At 66.1% G+C, this 18,782-nt stretch carries 14 protein-coding genes; 8 read left to right on the top strand and 6 right to left on the bottom strand.

Going from position 1 to position 18,782, the window contains the following annotated elements; translation table 11 throughout:
• Window positions 1–154 precede the first annotated feature (154 nt).
• The 4 genes from ftsZ (at window position 155) to recN (ending at window position 5,684) form a co-directional block, all read left to right on the top strand.
• Window positions 155–1,873 carry a cell division protein FtsZ gene (ftsZ, locus tag ACTTAI_RS15040; protein ID WP_444452327.1) on the top strand — a complete coding sequence of 573 codons (1,719 nt, stop codon included), beginning with the start codon at window positions 155–157 and terminating at the stop codon, window positions 1,871–1,873.
• A 215-nt stretch (window positions 1,874–2,088) separates the two neighbouring features.
• A complete protein-coding gene (lpxC, locus tag ACTTAI_RS15035) occupies window positions 2,089–3,006 on the top strand; it encodes a UDP-3-O-acyl-N-acetylglucosamine deacetylase (RefSeq protein ID WP_444452326.1) in 918 nt (305 codons plus the stop codon).
• Between the two features lie 152 nt (window positions 3,007–3,158).
• Window positions 3,159–4,004: an outer membrane protein assembly factor BamD gene (locus tag ACTTAI_RS15030; protein ID WP_444452325.1), complete on the top strand. Its 846-nt coding sequence runs from the start codon at window positions 3,159–3,161 to the stop codon at window positions 4,002–4,004.
• A 30-nt stretch (window positions 4,005–4,034) separates the two neighbouring features.
• Window positions 4,035–5,684, top strand: a complete 1,650-nt coding sequence (gene recN / locus ACTTAI_RS15025) for a DNA repair protein RecN (protein ID WP_444452324.1) — start codon at window positions 4,035–4,037, stop codon at window positions 5,682–5,684.
• Between the two features lie 171 nt (window positions 5,685–5,855).
• Here the strand turns inward: recN and ACTTAI_RS15020 are convergent, their stop codons facing one another.
• Together ACTTAI_RS15020 and ACTTAI_RS15015 are read right to left on the bottom strand one after the other, a co-directional pair.
• Window positions 5,856–6,248, bottom strand: a complete 393-nt coding sequence (locus ACTTAI_RS15020) for an SgcJ/EcaC family oxidoreductase (protein ID WP_444452323.1) — start codon at window positions 6,246–6,248, stop codon at window positions 5,856–5,858.
• Window positions 6,245–7,630, bottom strand: a complete 1,386-nt coding sequence (locus tag ACTTAI_RS15015) for an FAD-binding oxidoreductase (protein ID WP_444452322.1) — start codon at window positions 7,628–7,630, stop codon at window positions 6,245–6,247. Before ACTTAI_RS15015 ends, ACTTAI_RS15020 begins: the two co-directional genes overlap by 4 nt.
• A 158-nt stretch (window positions 7,631–7,788) precedes the next feature.
• Here ACTTAI_RS15015 and ACTTAI_RS15010 point away from each other — a divergent pair, with 158 nt between their 5' ends.
• Together ACTTAI_RS15010 and ACTTAI_RS15005 are read left to right on the top strand one after the other, a co-directional pair.
• Window positions 7,789–9,174, top strand: a complete 1,386-nt coding sequence (locus ACTTAI_RS15010; RefSeq protein ID WP_444452321.1) for a bifunctional enoyl-CoA hydratase/phosphate acetyltransferase — start codon at window positions 7,789–7,791, stop codon at window positions 9,172–9,174.
• Window positions 9,174–10,343, top strand: coding sequence for an acetate/propionate family kinase (locus ACTTAI_RS15005; protein WP_444452320.1), 1,170 nt, complete (start codon window positions 9,174–9,176; stop codon window positions 10,341–10,343). The genes ACTTAI_RS15010 and ACTTAI_RS15005 overlap by 1 nt, the downstream gene beginning before the upstream one ends.
• Before the next feature lie 162 nt (window positions 10,344–10,505).
• Here ACTTAI_RS15005 and ACTTAI_RS15000 read toward each other — a convergent pair whose 3' ends face one another.
• From ACTTAI_RS15000 to cobS, 3 genes are read right to left on the bottom strand one after another with little or no spacing between them, the layout of a single operon-like run.
• Window positions 10,506–12,305, bottom strand: coding sequence for an aminopeptidase P family protein (locus tag ACTTAI_RS15000; protein ID WP_444452319.1), 1,800 nt, complete (start codon window positions 12,303–12,305; stop codon window positions 10,506–10,508).
• A 6-nt stretch (window positions 12,306–12,311) separates the two neighbouring features.
• Window positions 12,312–14,186, bottom strand: a complete 1,875-nt coding sequence (cobT, locus tag ACTTAI_RS14995; protein ID WP_444452318.1) for a cobaltochelatase subunit CobT — start codon at window positions 14,184–14,186, stop codon at window positions 12,312–12,314.
• Between the two features lie 9 nt (window positions 14,187–14,195).
• The gene (gene cobS / locus ACTTAI_RS14990) at window positions 14,196–15,170 is read right to left on the bottom strand and encodes a cobaltochelatase subunit CobS (RefSeq protein ID WP_444452317.1); all 975 of its coding nucleotides are present in this window, start codon (window positions 15,168–15,170) and stop codon (window positions 14,196–14,198) included.
• Window positions 15,171–15,355: 185 nt separating this feature from the next.
• On the opposite strand from cobS, the gene ACTTAI_RS14985 reads away from it, so the two are divergent.
• Together ACTTAI_RS14985 and ACTTAI_RS14980 are read left to right on the top strand one after the other, a co-directional pair.
• Complete coding sequence (locus ACTTAI_RS14985) at window positions 15,356–15,724, top strand: DUF4177 domain-containing protein (protein ID WP_444452316.1); 369 nt, start codon at window positions 15,356–15,358, stop codon at window positions 15,722–15,724.
• Between the two features lie 146 nt (window positions 15,725–15,870).
• Window positions 15,871–16,494, top strand: a complete 624-nt coding sequence (locus ACTTAI_RS14980; protein WP_444452315.1) for a DnaJ domain-containing protein — start codon at window positions 15,871–15,873, stop codon at window positions 16,492–16,494.
• A 130-nt stretch (window positions 16,495–16,624) separates the two neighbouring features.
• On the opposite strand, the gene ACTTAI_RS14975 is transcribed toward ACTTAI_RS14980, so the two are convergent.
• A complete protein-coding gene (locus ACTTAI_RS14975; protein WP_444452314.1) occupies window positions 16,625–18,778 on the bottom strand; it encodes a malate synthase G in 2,154 nt (717 codons plus the stop codon).
• Between the last annotated feature and the right edge of the window lie 4 nt (window positions 18,779–18,782).

Here is an 18,782-nt window from a genome sequence, read left to right as displayed (position 1 = left end):
TGCGCGAAATACCGCTTAATGCGTCAGGTTGGCGTCCACATTTTGTGGAATCTTCGTGTTTTTTGAGTGACGGAACCTGCAAAGCTGGCTACACTTGGCGGTAATTTCGGGGACAGTCGGCCGTCGAAGGCCGCGTGAACACAGGCGGACTCCAATGACCTTGAATCTGAGCATGTCAGAGCATGAAGACCTCAAGCCGCGCATCACCGTTTTCGGTGTGGGCGGTGCGGGTGGTAACGCGGTCAACAACATGATCGACAAGGCGCTGGAAGGCGTCGAGTTCGTCGTGGCCAATACCGATGCTCAGGCGCTGCAGCAATCGCGCTCGCGCGACCGCATCCAGATGGGTGTGAAGGTGACCGAGGGTCTCGGCGCGGGCGCGCGTCCGTCTGTCGGCGCAGCGGCGGCCGAAGAAACCATCGAAGAGATCGTCGATCATCTGGTCGGCGCGCATATGTGCTTCATCACGGCCGGCATGGGCGGTGGCACCGGCACCGGTGCGGCCCCGATCATCGCACAGGCGGCGCGTGAGCTGGGCGTTCTGACGGTGGGCGTGGTCACCAAGCCCTTCCAGTTCGAAGGGCCGAAGCGGATGCGTCAGGCCGAAGCGGGCATCGAAGCCCTGCAAAAGGTCGTCGACACGCTGATCATCATTCCGAACCAGAACCTGTTCCGGCTCGCGAACGAAAAGACCACCTTCACCGAAGCCTTCGCGCTGGCCGATGATGTGCTTTATCAGGGCGTCAAGGGCGTGACCGATCTGATGGTCCGTCCGGGCCTGATCAACCTCGACTTCGCCGACGTGCGCGCGGTGATGGACGAGATGGGCAAGGCGATGATGGGCACGGGCGAGGCCGCGGGCGATGACCGTGCCGTTCAGGCCGCCGAAAAGGCGATCTCGAACCCGCTGCTGGACGAAATCAGCCTGCGTGGTGCCAAGGGTGTGCTGATCAACATCACCGGCGGCTATGATCTGACGCTGTTCGAACTCGACGAAGCCGCGAACCGCATCCGCGAGGAAGTGGACCCGGACGCCAACATCATCGTTGGCTCGACGCTTGATCCGTCGATGGAAGGCATGATGCGTGTGTCGGTCGTTGCGACTGGCATTGATGCGGTGGTGGCGCAGGAAATCCCGGTGCCGCGCCGCTCGATGGCCGAGCCGCTGAAAGCCGCCCCCGCTGCGGTCGAACCCGCCCGTCCGGCGCAGGCCGTGGCTTCGGCGCAACCGCTGGTGATGAGCCAACCGGCTGCGCAGCCGGTGGCGCCGCAACCCGCGCCGCAGCCGGTGCAACAACAGCCGATGGCCGCGTCGCAACCCGCCGCGCAGCCGGTCTATGATCGCAACCTGTTCGAAACCCCGGTCGCTACCGCCCCGGCGCCGCAACCGGTGGCCGCGCCCGCGCCGCAACCCGTGGCGCAGCAGATGTCGGACGAGCTGCCGCCCCCCGCCTATCAACCGCGCCCCGCTGCGCGCGAGATGATGATGCAGGACGACGAGGCGAGCTTCGTTGCGCCGCGTCCGCGCGCGCCCGGCCAACCCTCGCCCGAAGCGCTGGCCCGTCTGCAAGCGGCGGTGAGCAAGGTTCCGGGCGGCACGCAGGCTCCGGCCGCGGGCTATCACCGCCCGGTGGCGCAAGGCGCTGTCAGCGCGACCCGCGCTGTCGCGCCGCAACAGGCCACGGCCGAAAAGCCGCGTTTCGGCATCAACTCGCTGATCAACCGGATGACCGGCCATGCCGAGGCGGCCGCCGTCGCCCCGACTCAGCGCCACATGCCTGCCGCGCCGCAGCATCAGCCCTATGACGACGAGCAGGATCCCGATCAGGATCGCATCGAGATCCCGGCTTTCCTGCGTCGTCAGGCGAATTGACGCATCACAACATGTCGCGGAAGGGCCGGTCAAAACCGGCCCTTTTCTTTTGTGAATCAATTGCTTAATGCGAAGTCGGCAGGGATTCGCCCAGCTCTCCGCCTTCTGTTTCAGTTTGTTGCAAAAGGTGAATTGAGTGTTTGGTCAACGGTTCTTAACTGAGGCTCGGAACTCCCCGCCACGATCGGTGGGGAAAAAGAAAGGCAAGCACGACCGTGCAAACCACGCTTGGCGCATCTGTCACCTTCACCGGGATCGGCCTGCATTCGGGCAAGCCGGTGCGGATGATCGCGCATCCTGCCCCCGCCGATCACGGCATCGTCTTCCGCCGCACCGATGTGAACGGCGTCGATCCGCGCATCCCGGCGGCCTGGGATCATGTCACGCCCTCGAAACTCTGCACGCTGATCGTGAACGCCGATGGCGTTTCGGTCTCGACGATCGAACATGTCATGGCGGCGCTGGCTGGTCTGGGCATCGGCAATGCGCTGATCGAGATCGACGGGCCGGAAGTGCCGATTCTCGACGGCTCCGCGGCGCCCTTCGTGAAGGCGATCCGCCGCGTCGGCCTGCGGCGTCTTGACGCCGAGCTGCGCGCGATCCGCGTTCTGCATCCGGTCGAAGTGCGCGAGGGCGAGGCAGTGGCCCGGCTCGAACCCGCTGGGACGCTGGAAATTGATTTCGCCATCGACTTCGCCGATGAAGCGATCGGCAAACAGGCGAAAAGCCTGAAAATGGCCAATGGCGCCTTCGTGCGCGAGTTGATGGACAGCCGCACCTTCTGCCGTCAGGCCGATGTCGATTTCATGCGCGCCAATGGTCTGGCGCTGGGTGGCACCTATGAAAACGCTGTCGTCGTTGATGGCGCCGAAGTGCTGTCGCCCGGCGGTCTGCGCCATGCAGATGAAGCCGTGCGGCACAAGATGCTCGACGCGATGGGCGATCTGGCGCTGGCCGGGGCACCGCTGATGGCGCGTTATGTCGGCAATCGCGCCGGTCACGCCCTGACGAACAAGCTTCTGCGCGCGCTTTTCGCCGATCCGGATGCCTGGATCTGGGAAAACTGCTCGCCCGAACAGGCGCATCGTCTGCCCGGAGCGGGCGTGCTGCGGGGATCGCTGGCCGCGCGCTGAGGCTTCACGGCTGCGACAGTCACCCCCCGCAAGAGCGAAAGGCGTTTTGCGCCGCCGTTTTTTCTGTGCTAGGACGGGCGAAACAGCGGCCCCTCGCGGGGTCTCAGGCGGCAGACCGGACGCAGTTCCGGTGACGAACGGAAGAGGCAGCAATGGCAACGGGCAAAACGGCGGCGCTACGAGTCGGCAGTCTTGCGCTGCTCGCGGCATTGGCGGCTTGCGGTCCGTCGCAAAAGGAGCCGCCGCTCGAAAATTTCACCGCCGAGGAAATCTACAAGCGCGGCGAGTATGAGCTTGAGGTCGGCAACCCGCGCCGCCCCTCGGATGCGTTGCGCTATTTCTCGGAAGTCGAGCGGCTTTACCCCTATTCCGAATATGCCAAGCGCGCGCTGATCATGGAGGCCTTCGCCCAGCACAAGGCGAAGAAATATGAAGACGCCCGGTCCTCGGCGCAGCGCTATCTGGATACCTATCCGGGGTCCGAGGATGCGGCCTATGCCAAGTATCTGCTGGCGCTCTCGTATTACGACCAGATCGATGAGGTCGGCCGGGATCAGGGCCTGACTTTCCAGGCGCTGCAGGCGCTGCGCGCGGTGATCGAGGAATATCCCGACAGCGATTACGCCCGCTCGGCGGCGCTGAAATTCGATCTGGCCTTCGACCATCTGGCGTCGAAGGAAATGGAAATCGGCCGTTTCTATCTGAAGCAGGGCCATTACACCGCCGCGATCAACCGTTTCCGCGTCGTGGTCGAGCAATATCAGACCACCACCCACACGCCCGAGGCGCTGGAGCGGCTGGTGGAATGCTATCTCTCGCTCGGCCTGACCGATGAAGCGCAGACGGCGGGGGCGATTCTTGGCCACAACTTCCAGTCCTCGCCCTTCTATGAAGACGCCTACAAGCGCCTGAAGAAGCAAGGGCTGGAGCCCGAGGCGAAAGGGTCGAGCTGGCTTTCGGCGATTTACCGGCAGGTCATCAAGGGCGAATGGCTCTGATCCTTTCGGGGACCGGGGCAGGGGGCTGAGATGCTGCGCACGCTCGACATTCGTGACATGCTGCTGATTGACCGGCTCGAACTTGATTTCGGCGCCGGTCTGAACGTGCTCACCGGCGAGACCGGGGCGGGCAAGTCGATCCTGCTTGATTGTCTGGGATTCGTGCTGGGTTGGCGCGGCCGGGCGGAACTGGTGCGCAAGGGCGCGGCGCAGGGCGAGGTGGTGGCGGTCTTCGATCTGCCCGCGGGCCATCCGGCGCGGACGGTTCTGGAAGAGGCTGGCATCCCGGCCGAGGACGAGCTGATCCTGCGCCGGGTGAATGCGCTCGATGGCCGCAAGACCGCTTTCATCAATGATCGCCGCGCGAGCGGAGAGGTGCTGCGGGCGGTCTCTGACACGCTTGTCGAGCTGCACGGGCAGCAAGATGACGGCGGGCTTCTGAACGCCCGCGGTCACCGGGCGGCGCTGGATGCCTTTGCGGGCCACGATGATCTGCTGGCGGCGGTCCGGTCGGCCTGGGCGGCGCGTTCGGCGGCCGCGAAGCGGCTGGCGGAGGCGCGTGCGGCGCTGGCGGCGGTCAAGGGTGAAGAAGATTTCCTGCGCCATGCGGTGGCGGAACTTGAGAAGCTTGCCCCCCAGCCGGGCGAGGAAGCTGATCTCGACACCCGTCGGCGCCTGATGCAGGCGGCCGAGCGGATCCGGGCCGATGTGGTCCGCGCGCATCAGATCCTTGGTCCCGAGGGCGCAGAGGGCGCGATGCGCGATGCCGACCGCTGGCTTTCGGGCGCGGCCGACAAGGCCGAAGGGGCGCTCGATGGCGCGATGGCCTCGCTCGAACGGGCGCTGATCGAGCTTGGCGAGGCGGTGTCGGGCGTCGAGGCGGCGCTTGATGCGATGGCCTTCGATCCCCGCGCTTTGGAGGCCTGCGAGGAGCGGCTCTTCGCCCTGCGGGCGGCGGCGCGCAAGCATGGGGTGCAACCCGACGCGCTGGCCGACCTGACTGGCAAGCTCTCGACGCGGCTGCATGCGCTCGATGCGGGCGAAGAGGGGATTGCGCGGCTCGAAGCCGATGTTGCGGCGGCCGAGGCGGCTTTCGCGGCGGCGGCCGAGAAACTGTCGGCCGCGCGGGCGCAGGCGGCGGGGCAGCTTGATACGGCGATGGCGGCTGAACTGGCGCCGCTGAAGCTTGAACGCGCTGTTTTCGCGACGAAACTCAGCAAGGGCGATCCCGGCCCCGAGGGCTGGGATACGGTCGCCTTCACCGTGGCGACGAACCCGGGCGCGCCTGCCGGGCCTTTGGACAAGATCGCCTCGGGCGGGGAACTCTCGCGGTTTCTGCTGGCGCTGAAGGTGGTGCTGGCGCGGGGCGCCGATGCGCTTGTGCTGATCTTCGACGAGATCGACCGCGGTGTCGGCGGGGCCACGGCCGATGCGGTCGGGCGGCGTCTGGCGCAGCTCTCGGAAACCGCGCAGGTGCTGGTGGTCACCCACAGCCCGCAGGTGGCCGCGCGCGGATCGCATCATTTCCGCGTCGCGAAATCGGTCAGTGACGGCATGACCACCTCGCGCGTCGAGGCGTTGCCGCCGCCCGAACGGGTGGATGAAATCGCCCGGATGATCTCGGGCGCCGAGGTCACCGATGCCGCCCGGGCCGCGGCGCAGTCGCTCTTGCACAGCTGAGGCAGGGGGGGGCTCTGCCCCCCGTCCGCAAGCGGACTCCCCCCGAGATATTTGAAGCAAGATAAAAGGGCGGGGCTTTCCCTCCGGGCTTGGTCTTACCTTGCTGCAAATATCTCGGGGGGTGAATTTGCGCGTCAGCGCAAAGAGGGGGGCAGCGCCCCCCGCTTCCCCTTATGATTCCACCACGAATTGCGCGGTGACGATCTGCCAGCCTTCGGGGCCGGTGCGTTCGAGCGTGGCGCAAAGGACGGCGCCGATCCGGCCCGCATCCTGTCCGGTTTCATCGACCAGCCCCGACAGCACGAAGCGTTGCATCAGCACCGTCACTTCGGTGCCGATCGGGCGCAGCCGGGTGCGGCCGGTCACCAGACGCGCGCGCTGGAAGGCGCCCGCGAATTCGCCCGCAACAAGCTCCGCAATCGCCGTGCGCCCCTGCGCCGCGCCGCCGGTGAGGCTCAGGATCTCGCCGTCTTCGGCAAAAAGCTGCGCCATGCCAAGCGCATCGCGTGCGCCCCAGAGCATCGCAAAGGTCCGCGGCAGGTCCGCCGGTTGGCTCAGGCTCACGGTGTTTCTCCGGCTTGCGGCACGACTTTGCCGGGGTTGAGGATGTTCAGCGGATCGAGCGCGGCCTTGATCGCGCCCATCACCGCCCAGGCCTCTCCATGTTCCTCGATCATCATGCCTCGCTTGCCCATACCGATCCCGTGCTCGCCGGTGATCGTGCCGCCCATCGTGAGCGCCATCGCTGCCAGATCATGCGCGACCGTCTTCGCCTTCGCCAGTTCTGCGGAGTTCTCGCGGTCGAGAAGCAGGATGGCGTGGAAATTGCCGTCGCCGACATGGCCAAGGATCGGGCCAAGAAGCCCCGCCGCGTCGATCATCGCCCGCGCCCGCGCCACTGCCTCGGCCAGCCGCGAGATCGGCACGCAGACATCGGTGACGAGCCCCATGCAGCCCGGCCGCGAGGCGATGCAGGCGGAATAGGCGCCGTGCCGCATCTTCCAGAGCTTCGTGCGCTCTTCCGTCGTCGTTGCCCACTGGAAATCGGCGCCGCCCATCTCGGCCACCACCTCGCCGAAGCGCTGCGAGGCTTCGGCGACCGAGGCCTCGGAGCCGTGGAATTCGATCATCAGATGCGGCGTCTCGGGCAGGGAGGTGCCGTTCATCTTGTTGAAGACGCGGGCGATTTCCTCGTCGACGAATTCGATCCGCGCGACCTCGATGCCCAGCTGGATGACATGCTGCACGGTTTCCACCGCCGCTTCGAAGCGGTCAAAGGCGCAGACCGCCGAAGAGATCGCCTCGGGCTGGCCATGCAGCCGCAGCGTCAGTTCCGTGATCAGGCCAAGCGTCCCTTCCGAGCCGAGCATCAGCGCGGTGAGATCATAGCCCGAGGCCGATTTCGCCGCGCCGGAGCCGGTGCGGATCACCCGCCCGTCAGCCAGAACCACGGTCAGCCCCGCCACATTGTCACGCATCGAGCCATAGCGCACCGTCGTCGTGCCAGAGGCCCGCGTCGCGGCCATCCCGCCCAGAGACGCATTCGCCCCCGGATCGACCGGAAAGAACAGCCCCGTCGCGCGCAAATCCGCATTCAGCGCCTCGCGGGTGATGCCGGGCTCGACTCGCACCAGACGGTCTTCGGCGCGGATCTCCAACACCCGGTTCATGCGGCTGAAATCGACCACGATCCCGCCCGCAACCGCCAGCGCGTGCCCTTCCAGCGAGGTGCCCGCCCCCCAACCGACCAGCGGCACGCGATGGGCGGCGCAAATTTTCGTGAGGGCGGCGACCTCTTCCGTGCTTTCGGGGAAGACCACCGCCTCGGGCGGGGTCAGGGGAAACCAGGTCTCGGATTGGCCATGGGTTTCGCAATCTGTCCTTTTTTTGCTGATCCGATTGCCGAAAATTACCTGCGCCTCTTGCCAGAATGTTGCGTCTGCCATGTGCCCCTCCCGATGTTGCCTCGTCTTAAGCGGATCGGCGGCGTCCCGAAAGGGGCGAAAAACCGCAGCATCAGGCGTTGAACAATATCTCTCGCGGATGCACCAATCCGCTCGGACAGGAGACAGCCGCAGAGTCGCGGCGATGGAGGGAGTCCGCGATGATTTTCGAAAGCCGCATGTATCACGAAATCGAGCCAGGCATGAGCGCAGAGCTGCGCCGACTCTGCACTGCTGATGACATTTATGCCTTCGTCGCTGCCTCGGGGAACCACAACCCGATGCACCTCGAGCATGTCGATGAAGATGGACAAAAGGAAAAGCCGCTGGCGCCGGGCCTGTTCGTGGCCTCGCTGATCTCGTCGCTTCTGGGCTCGATCCTGCCCGGGCCGGGGACGCGTTACCGCGACCAGCATCTGGCCTTTCATGACTATGTCACCGCGGGCGAAGAACTGGTGGCCAAGGTTACGGTGACGGCGAAGGAAGCCGACGGCGTGATCGTGATGGAGACCGAGGTGCGCCGGGTCGAAGGTGGGGCGCTGATCTGTTCGGGCACCGCGCGCGTGCTCGCCCCCAAGACCTACATCCGCTATGAAGAAATCGACGCTCCCGGCCTGATCGTGCAGCGCCACCGCCATTTCGAGGCGCTGCTCGAGCGGGCCGAAGCGTTGCCGGCGATCGGCACGGCCGTCGTCTGCCCCGAGGAGCAATCGGCGCTGGAAGGCGCGCTGCTCGCGGCCGAACGCGGGCTGATCAAGCCGATCCTGATCGGCAACCCGGGCAAGATCGAGGCCACCGCCAAGGCGATGGGCAAGTCGCTTGCGGATTACGAGATCGTCGAGATGCTGAGCCACCGCGAGGCCGCGCGTTCGGCCGTCGATCTGGTGCGCGAGGGCCGTGCGCAGGCGATCATGAAGGGGCATCTGCACACCGATGACCTGTTGCGGCCGATGCTCGACAAGGAGAAGGGGCTGCGGATCGGGCGGCGCTTCACCCATGTCTTCGTGATGGACGTGCCCGGCGTCAGCCATCCGCTGCTGGTGACCGATGCGGCGATCAACATCGCCCCCGATCTCGCGACCAAGGTCGACATCGTGCAGAACGCCATCGATCTGGCGATTTCGCTCGGCATGGAAACGCCGAAAGTGGGCGTCCTGAGCGCGGTCGAGACGGTGAACCCGGCGATGCCCAGCTCGATCGACGCGGCGCTTTTGTCGAAGATGGCCGAGCGCGGACAGATCAAGGGTGGTGTCGTGGATGGTCCGCTCGCCATGGACAACGCGGTCGATATTGGCGCGGCGCGCACCAAGGGGCTGCGCGGGCCGGTCGCCGGACAGGCCGATGTGCTCGTGGTGCCGGGGATCGATGCGGGCAACATGCTGGCGAAACAGCTGGCCTATATTTCCCACGCGGAAGCGGCGGGGGTGGTCTTGGGCGCCCGGGTGCCGGTGATCCTGAACTCGCGCTCTGACAGCGCGATGGCGCGGCTCGCCTCGGCCGCTGTCGCCTCGATCCACTGGAACCGCATTCGCGAAGGGAGCCGCTGATGACGAGAGCCATTCTGACCCTGAATGCCGGGTCATCTTCGCTGAAACTTGGTCTGTTCGACGAGGCGCTGGCGCCTCTGGCCACAGCCCACGTCGATCGTCTGGGCGCGCCCGAGGGCTCGCTCAAGCTGAAGGATGCTGACGGCAATGCGATGCCGGTGCCGCATCTTGGCCCGGATGACTTCGCCACTCACACGCTCGCCCTGCGCTCGGCGCTTGGCGCGTTCCGCTCCGACATGCCCGAACTGGAGATCGTGGCGATCGGGCACCGGATCGTGCATGGCGGCACCGCGCATGCCGAACCCGAGAAGGTGACGGACGTGCTGATGGACCACCTCGAACGGCTGAACCCCTTTGCGCCGTTGCACCAGCCGCACAACCTTGCTGGCGTGCGTGCGGCGATCGAGGCTTTCCCGGGCGTGCCGAACGTCGCCTGTTTCGACACCGCCTTCCACCGCGGCCATCCCTTTGTCGATGACACCTATGCGCTGCCGCGGCACTATTACGAAAAGGGCGTGCGGCGGTATGGGTTCCACGGCCTCAGCTACACCTATATCGACGGCGTGCTGGCGGCCGAGGAGCCGGAACTGCGCGCGGGTCGCGTGGTGATTGCGCACCTTGGCTCGGGCGCCTCGCTCTGCGCCGTGCACAATGGCCAATCGATTGCCTGCACCATGGGCTTCTCGACGCTGTCGGGTCTGCCGATGGGCACCCGCGCTGGCGAGTTGGACGCTGGCGTTGTGGTCTATCTGATGGACCAGGAAAAGATGAACGCCGAAGACATCACCGATCTGCTGTTCCGCCGCTCCGGGCTGATCGGGATGTCGGGCGTGTCGAACGACATGCGCACGCTCGAAGCTTCGAAGAATCCGCATGCGAAGGAAGCGATCGATTATTTCTGCCATCGCGTGAAACGCGAAATCGCTTCGCTTGCGGCGGCGATGGGCGGGATCGATGCGCTCGTCTTCTGCGGTGGTGTCGGCGAGAACTCCTCGCATGTGCGGGCAGCGGTTTGCGAGGGGCTTGACTGGTCCGGTATCACGATCGACGAGGCGGCGAACCTGGCGCATGCGCGCGAGATCTCGACCGGCCGCGTGGCGGTGCGAGTGATCCCGACGAACGAGGAAGTGGTGATCGCGCGCGCGGCGAAAGACGCGCTGCATATCTGAGCAAGGCCGGGGGCGCTGCCCCCGGACCCCCGCAGCAAGGGGGGCTGCGCGCCCCCCTCTTGCCTGCGGCAATTCACCCCGCGGCGTATTTTGCCAAGGAAAACCAAGGGCAGGGCCGGTCGATCCGGTCCTGCTTTTCCTTGGCGCAAATACGCCCTTTCCTTAAAGGGGGGCGCAGGCCGCCGTCAGCCAGTCATGCGCGGTGGGCCCCACAAGCGGACCGATGCGTTCGAGCACACCCGCATGATAGGCATCGAGCCAGTCGCGTTCCGCCTGCGACAGCATGCCGACGACGATCAGGCGGCGATCCATCGGCACCCAGGTCAGGGTGGCGAAACAGAGATGATCGCGGCCGTCGCCGATCTTCGGGGCCTCTTCGACAAGGATCAGGTTCTCGATCCGGATGCCCCATTGGCCTTCGCGGTAATGGCCGGGTTCGTTCGAGAGGATCATGCCCGGCGCAAGCGGCACGTCCGAGATGCGCGAGATCCGGGCCGGGCCTTCGTGCACGCAAAGCGCCGCGCCGACGCCGTGGCCGGTGCCGTGGTCGTAATCCATCCCCGCCTGCCAGAGCGCGATGCGGGCGAGTGCATCAAGGTCACGCCCGGCAAGGCCGCGCGGGAAGCGGGCGCGGGAAATCGCGATCATGCCTTGCAGCACGCGGGTGAAGGCCTCGGCCGCGCCCTCGGGCACGGGGCCGACGGCGACGGTGCGAGTGATGTCGGTGGTGCCGTCGGGGTATTGCGCGCCGCTGTCGATCAGCAAGAGTTCGCCGGGGGTGACCTTGCGGTTCGTCGCCTCGGTCACCCGGTAATGCACGATGGCGCCATTCGGTCCGGCGCCGCAGATCGTGTCGAAGCTGATGTCGAGCAGTTGCCCGGTGGCGCGGCGGTGGTTTTCGAGCCGCTCCACCACGTCGATTTCGGTCAGCTTGCCTTTTGGCGCTTCGGTGTCGAGCCAAGCCAAGAACTCCACCACGGCCGCACCGTCGCGGATGTGGGCGGCCTGCATCCCCGCCACCTCGGCCGCGGTCTTGCGGGCCTTCGGCAGGATGCAGGGATCTTCGGCCCAAAGGACGAGCGTGCCCGCCTCCTCCAGCTCGCGGCCGACCTGATGCGGCGCCGAGGCGGGATCGACCAGAACCGGGCCTTTCAGGCTGCGCAGCGCGGCGTCAAAGGCCGAAACCGGGCGCAGCGTCACCTCGTTGCCCAGATGCACGCGCAGCTCTGGCGAAAGCTTCGCCGCCTCGGTGAAGAGCGTCAGATGGCCATTGCCATGCAGCACGGCGAAGGCCTGCATCACCGGATTGCGCGGAATGTCGGCGCCGCGGATGTTCAAAAGCCAGGCGATGGAATCGGGCAGCGTCAGCACCGCCGCCTGCGCGCCCTGCTTGACCACTCCGGCCCCCAGACGCTGGCGCTTTTCCGCGCTCGGCTCTCCCGCGAATTGAGCGGGATGCACCCGCGCGGGCTGCATCGGCGGGGCAGGGCGGTCGGTCCAGACCGCATCGATCAGGTTCGCCGTCTCGACGAGCTCAATGCCCGAGCCATCGAGCGCCTTGCGCAGATCTTCCACCTCCTTGCGGGTGTGCAGCCAGGGATCGAAGCCGATCCGGCCACCCTCGGGCAGGTTTTCCAAAAGCCACGGCCCGGCCTTCACCTCGGGCCAGGGGACGGGGGTGAAGGCGGTCTGATCGACTTCGGATTTCACCTGCACGCGGTAGCGGCCGTCGATGAAGACCCCGGCGATCTCGGGCAGAACGATGCAGAACCCGGCCGAGCCGGTGAAGCCGGTCAGCCAGCCCAGCCGCGCGTCGCTCTCGGCGACATATTCGCCCTGATGCACGTCGGCGCGCGGGATCAGGAAGCCGGTCAGCCCGGCGCCGCGGATCGCCTGCCGCAGCGCTGCCAGCCGGGCCGGGCCGTTCGTGCGGGTCGAGCGGGTGGTGAAATCCTGAAACATGCCCGCTTACCCCGTTTTCTTCATCCCCAGCACCCGTGCCCGCGCCCGCGGATCGCTGTCGAAAAGCGCCGCCAGCTGTTCGGTCATCGCGCCCGCCAGCTGTTCGACATCGGTGATGGTGACGGCGCGCGAATAGTAGCGCGTCACGTCATGGCCGATGCCGATGGCCAGAAGTTCGACCGCCCGCTTGCGCTCGACCATCGCGATCACGTCGCGCAGGTGTTTTTCGAGATAAATCGCGGGGTTGACCGACAAGGTGGAATCGTCGACCGGGGCGCCATCGGAAATCACCATCAGGATTTTCCGCGCCTCGGGCCGCGCCATCGAGCGCTTCCACGCCCATTCCAGCGCCTCGCCGTCGATGTTTTCCTTCAGCAGGCCTTCCTTCATCATCAGGCCAAGGTTCGAGCGCACGCGCCGCCACGGCGCATCGGCCGATTTGTAGATGATATGGCGCAGGTCGTTGAGCCGCCCCGGTCCCTGCGGGCGGCCCTCGGCCAGCCATTTCTCGCGGCATTGGCCGCCCTTCCACGCCCGGGTGGTGAAGCCGAGGATCTCGACCTTGACCGAGCAGCGTTCGAGCGTGCGGGCCAGCACGTCGGCACAGATCGCGGCAATGGAAATCGGGCGGCCCCGCATCGAGCCGGAGTTGTCCAGAAGCAGCGTCACGCAGGTGTCGCGGAACTCGGTGTCCTTTTCGACCTTGAACGACAGCGGCATCGTCGGGTTCGCGACGACGCGGGCGAGCCGCCCGGCATCGAGCGTGCCTTCCTCGCGGTCGAATTCCCACGACCGGTTCTGCTGCGCCTGCAGCCGTCGTTGCAGCTTGTTCGCGAGCCGCGCCACCGCGCCCTTGAGCGGTTCAAGCTGGGTGTCGAGGTAGGCGCGCAGCCGTTCGAGTTCGGCCGGTTCCGCCAGATCTTCGGCGCGGATTTCCTCGTCGAACTCGGTGGTGAAGACGGTGTAATTCGGATCGGCCGAGGAATGCGGCGCGGGCGGCGGCGGCTCGGGCGGGGCGTCGGCCTGCGGCATGTCGATTTCGTCGCCGGTCTCGTCATCGGCGAGATCGTCTTGGCTGACGGTGGTCTGACGCTGATCCTGCTGCTGTTCCTGACTTTGCTCGGGCGTCGCTTCGCCGTCGTCGTCCTGCTGTTCCTCGTCCGAGCCGTTGTCCTGATCCGCCTCGGGGTCTTCCTCGCTCTCCTGATCGGCCTCGTCGTTTTGCTGCGCGTCGGGATCTTCGCCCAGCTGATCGCCATAGCCGAGATCGGCAATCACCTTGCGCGCGAGCCGCGCAAAGGCCGCCTGATCGGCCAAGGCGGCCTCGATGCCCTGAAAATCCTCGCCCGCCTGATCGTCAAGGAAGCCGCGCCAGAGGTCGAGCACATGGTTCGCGGCCTGCGGCAGTTTCCGCCCCGTCGCCATTTCGCGCACCATGTAACCCGCGGCCACCGCAAGCGGCGCCTCGGCTTGCGTGCGGATCTGGCCATAGCCCTTGCGCTCGGCCTCGTGGCCGATCTTGAAGTCGATGTTGGTCAGCGTGCCGGGCATGTCGCGCGCGCCCAAGGCCTCGCAGCGGGCGGTTTCCATCGCCTCGTACAGCGATTTCGCCATGTCGCCCGAGGGCGCATAGCGGGCGGCCACGGCGGTATCGTGGTGACGCTGGCGCAGGGCCAGCGCATCGCCGGTGCCGCGCGCCATCATGATCTCGTCGCGGGTCATCCGACGCGAGACCTGCGGCAGGCGCATCTGATCGCCCGCCACGCCGGGCGGATCGACCGAGAAACTGACGTTCAGCTCGGGCGCATCGGCCAAGGTCCGGGTGGCCTCGGCGAGCGCCTTCTTGAACGGATCGGCGGGGTTGTCGGTGGGCTTGCTCATCGCCCCCCCTTACCGCCCCGCGATGACGGCGGCGCTTTCGGGCAGTTCCTCGTCGAACAGGCGCTGGTAGAACTCGGCCACGGTGGCGCGTTCCAGCTCGTCGCATTTGTTCAGGAAGGTCAGCCGGAAGGCATAGCCCACGTTGCGGAAGATATCGGCGTTCTGCGCCCAGGCGATCACCGTCCGGGGCGACATCACCGTGGACAGGTTCCCGGCCATGAAGGCGGTTCGGGTCAGATCGGCCACGGTGACCATCTGCGAGATCACCTTGCGGCCCTTTTCGGTGTTGTAATGCGGCACCTTCGAGAGAACGATCGCGGCCTCGGCGTCGTGGCTGAGATAGTTCAGCGTCGCGACGAGCGACCAGCGGTCCATCTGGCCTTGGTTGATCTGTTGCGTGCCGTGGTAAAGCCCGGTCGTGTCGCCCAGACCCACGGTGTTCGCGGTGGCGAACAGCCGGAAATAGGGGTTCGGCGTGATCACCTCGTTCTGGTCGAGCAGGGTGAGTTTCCCGTCGGCTTCCAGAACGCGCTGGATCACGAACATCACATCGGCGCGGCCCGCGTCATATTCGTCAAAGACGATCGCGGTCGGGTTGCGCAAAGCCCAGGGAAGAATCCCCTCGTGGAACACGGTCACCTGCTTGCCGTCAACGAGCTTGATCGCGTCCTTGCCGATCAGGTCGATCCGGCTGACGTGGCTGTCAAGGTTCACCCGCACGCAGGGCCAGTTCAGCCGCGCCGCGACCTGCTCGATATGGGTCGATTTGCCGGTGCCGTGATAGCCTTGGATCATCACGCGGCGATTGTAGGCAAAGCCCGCCAGAATCGCCTGCGTGGTGTCAGGGTCGAACTTGTAGGTCGGATCAAGGTCCGGCACGCGGTCGGTGCGCTCGGCGAAGGCTTTCACCTTCATGTCGCTGTCGATGCCGAAGACCTCGCGCAGGTCGATTTCCTCGGTGGGCTTGGCGGTCAGGTCGAGCATCTTGGGTCCTCTTTGGGCAATCCGCCAATTTGTGGCCGAAGGGGCAGGGCTGCGCAAGAGGCGGATTGTGCGGGGGACAAGGCTGCGGGCGCTTTTGCCAAGGCGGGGTGAAGGCCGCGTTCACCCCATCGTTGCTTGACCCCCGGCGCAGGAGGCGTATCTGTCGCGCCAAAACGAGGAGCGCCATGCAGCTTTACGAATACAAGGTGGTTCCCGCGCCGGTGCGGGGCGAAAAGGACCGCGGGCTGACCGGGGCCGAGCGCTTTGCCCTTGCGCTGAGCGAGGTGATGAACGAGCTGGCGCGCGACGGCTGGGAATACTGGCGCGCCGAGACGCTGCCCGCCGAGGAACGCGCCGGGCTTGCCTCGAAGACGACGGTGATTCACCACCTGCTGGTGTTCCGCCGCGCCCTTGAAGACGAAGAAGTTTCGGACGCGGACGGCGAGGACGAGGATGGTCTGACGTTTTCGTCGGAACGCCGCGGCCGTCTGACCGCCTTTGCCCCCGAGGGACGGGCGCCGCGGCTGGGTCCGGCGGCCGACGAGACCTTCTGATCAACGGCTCGTTTCTCAATCTGCCCGCTTGCCCTTGGCTTGGCCGCGAAAACCTCTATCCTCTGGCACCCGAGTCGGCAACGGACGCAGAAACCGTGCCGAGACCCTGACCGCGCCCGACTTGCGGACGTGATTTGCGAGGCCCCATGAGCAAGACTGACCCTTTCGGCTTCAACATCTCTGCCGCAGCCGACAAGAAAAGTCGGACCAAAGGCAAGCGCGGCATGTCCGGCGCCTTTGAAACCTCGACGCGGCAATGCGATCACCCCGAGTGCAGCGAGCCGGGCCAGTACCGCGCGCCGAAGAGCCCGAAGGTGCTCGACGACTATTTCTGGTTCTGCAAGGACCATGTGCGCGAATACAACCTGCGCTGGAACTATTTCCAGGGCCAGTCGGACGAGGAATTCCAGCAGTTTCTGGACAGTGCCAATGTCTGGGAACGGCCGACGAAACCCTTTGGCCGCTCGAAAGAGGAAAAGGGCTGGGCGCGGCACGGCATCACCGACCCGATGGAATTGCTGGGCGCGAATGCGACGCAAAACCCCGGCCGGACCGCGGTGGGGCGCAAGCTGCCGCCGACCGAACGGCGCGCGCTTGAGCTGCTCGATGCCCGGGACACGATGACGAAGACCGAGATCCGCGGCTGCTACAAGGCGCTGATCAAGGTGCTGCACCCCGACATGAACGGCGGCGACCGTTCTCAGGAGGAGATGCTGCAGCAGGTCGTCTGGGCTTGGGATCAGATCAAGGACAGCCGCAACTTCAAGTGAGGCGGCGGGGGCGCGGCCCTCAAGATATGTTCGGCAAGATAAAGGGCGCCCATCGCGGAGCGCCCTTTTATCTTGCCCCAAATATCCCGGGGGGAGTCCGCTTGCGGACGGGGGCAGAGCCCCCCTTTTTTCAGGCCTTGGCGGCCTTCACCTGCGCCCGGCGCTGGTGCAGCACGGGTTCGGTGTAGCCCGAGGACTGGATCCGGGCGAGGAAGACCAGATCGCAGGCGGCCTGAAAGGCGAGCCCGTCGAAATTCGGCGCCATCGGCTGATAGGCCGGATCGCCCGCATTCTGCCGGTCGACCACCGCCGCCATCTTGCGGAACGCCTTCATCACCTGCGGCTCGCCACAGATGCCGTGATGCAGCCAGTTCGCCAGCGCCTGCGAGCTGATCCGCAGCGTCGCGCGGTCTTCCATCAGGCCCACATCATGGATGTCGGGCACTTTCGAGCAGCCGATGCCCTGATCGACCCAGCGCACGACGTAGCCCAAAATGCCCTGCGCGTTGTTCTCGATTTCCGCGGTGATCTCGGCCTCGGAATAGGTGCGCCCGACGGCCAGCGGGATCGTCAGCAGATCAAACAGCCGCAGCGGCCGTTGCAACTGCGCGATCTCGCGTTGGCGCGCCTTCACATCGACGCGGTGGTAATGCGTCGCATGCAGCACCGCCGCGGTGGGCGAGGGCACCCAGGCGCAATTCGCCCCGGCCATCGGATGGGCGATCTTCTGCGCCAGCATCTCGGCCATGTTGTCGGGCGCGGCCCACATGCCCTTGCCGATCTGCGCCTTGCCGGGCAGCCCGCACCGCAGGCCGATATCGACGTTGCGATCCTCGTAAGCCGAAATCCACGGCTGCGATTTCATCTCGGCCTTGGTCACCATCGGCCCGGCTTCCATCGAGGTGAAGATCTCGTCCCCGGTGCGGTCAAGGAAGCCCGAGTTGATGAAGGCGAGCCTATCCTTGGCGGCGCGGATGCATTCCTTGAGGTTCGCCGAGGTCCGGCGTTCCTCGTCCATGATGCCTAGTTTGACCGTGTTCGCGGGCAGACCCAGCACCTCTTCGACATGGGCGAAGGTGGCACAGGTGAAGGCGACTTCTTCGGGGCCGTGCAGCTTCGGCTTCACCACATAGACCGAGCCGGTGGTGGAATTGGCCCCACGCTTCAGATCATGCAGCGCGCAGAGCGTGGTGACCATCGCATCCATCAGCCCCTCGGGCGCCTCGGCGCCCGCGCGGGTGAGGATCGCGGGGGTGGTCATCAGCGGCCCGACATTGCGCACCAGCATCAGCGCCCGGCCCTTGAGCGTGACGGTGCCGCCCTCGGGCGCGGTAAAGCTCAGGTCCGGCGCCAGAGCACGGGTGAAGCTGCGATCGCCCTTGGTGACCGTCTCGGTCAGATCGCCCCGCATCAGGCCGAGCCAGTTGCGATAGGCCAGAACCTTGTCGGCGGCATCGACGGTGGCCACCGAATCCTCGCAATCCATGATCGAGGACAGCGCGGATTCGAGCACCAGATCGGCCAGAGCCAGCGGATCGCTGGCGCCGATCGGATGGGCGGGGTCGCGTTTCAGGATCAGATGCAACCCGTTGTTGCGCAGCAAGATTTCGGCGGGAGCGTCGGCCGGGCCACGACTGCCCGCGAATTGGGCGGGGTCTTTCAGCCCGGTTTCCTCGCCCGCTACCTCGGCGAACAAGCCCCCATCCTGCAGCCAAAGCCGCGTCGCCTGCGCCCAGGAGCCCGCCACCAGCGGGCAGGCGGTATCGAGGAACTCCTTCGCCCAAGTGATCACCTTCGCGCCGCGGACGGGGTCATAGCCCGGCGCGGCGGGCGGCGTTCCCAGCGCATCGGTGCCGTAAAGCGCATCGTAAAGGCTGCCCCAGCGCGCATTCGCGGCATTGAGCGCATAGCGCGCATTGGTGATCGGCACGACAAGCTGCGGGCCGCACACGCTTGCGATCTCGGCATCGGTCGGGCCGGTTTCGATGGCAAAATCGGGGCCTTCGGGTGCCAGATAGCCGATCTCGTCCAGAAAGGCGCGGTAGGCGGTGGCGTCATGGCCCTGACCGCGATGGTGCAGGTGCCAGGCGTCGATGCGCGCCTGCAGCTGGTCGCGCTTGTCGAGCAGCGCGCGGTTCTTCGGGCCGAATTCATGAATCAGCGCCGAAAATCCGGCCCAGAACCGCGCCGGATCGACCCCGGTGCCGGGCAGCGCCTCCGTTTCGATGAAGGTCGCCAGTTCGGCCGCAACCTGCAGCCCCTCGCGTTCCACGCGTTCCGTCATCGGC

The sequence above is a fragment of the Rhodobacter capsulatus genome (genome assembly GCF_052363175.1).
Classification (GTDB): Bacteria; Pseudomonadota; Alphaproteobacteria; order Rhodobacterales; family Rhodobacteraceae; genus Rhodobacter; species Rhodobacter capsulatus_D.
The sequence above is the reverse complement of the archived record's forward strand: the minus strand, read 5'-3'. Positions and strand labels throughout refer to the sequence as shown.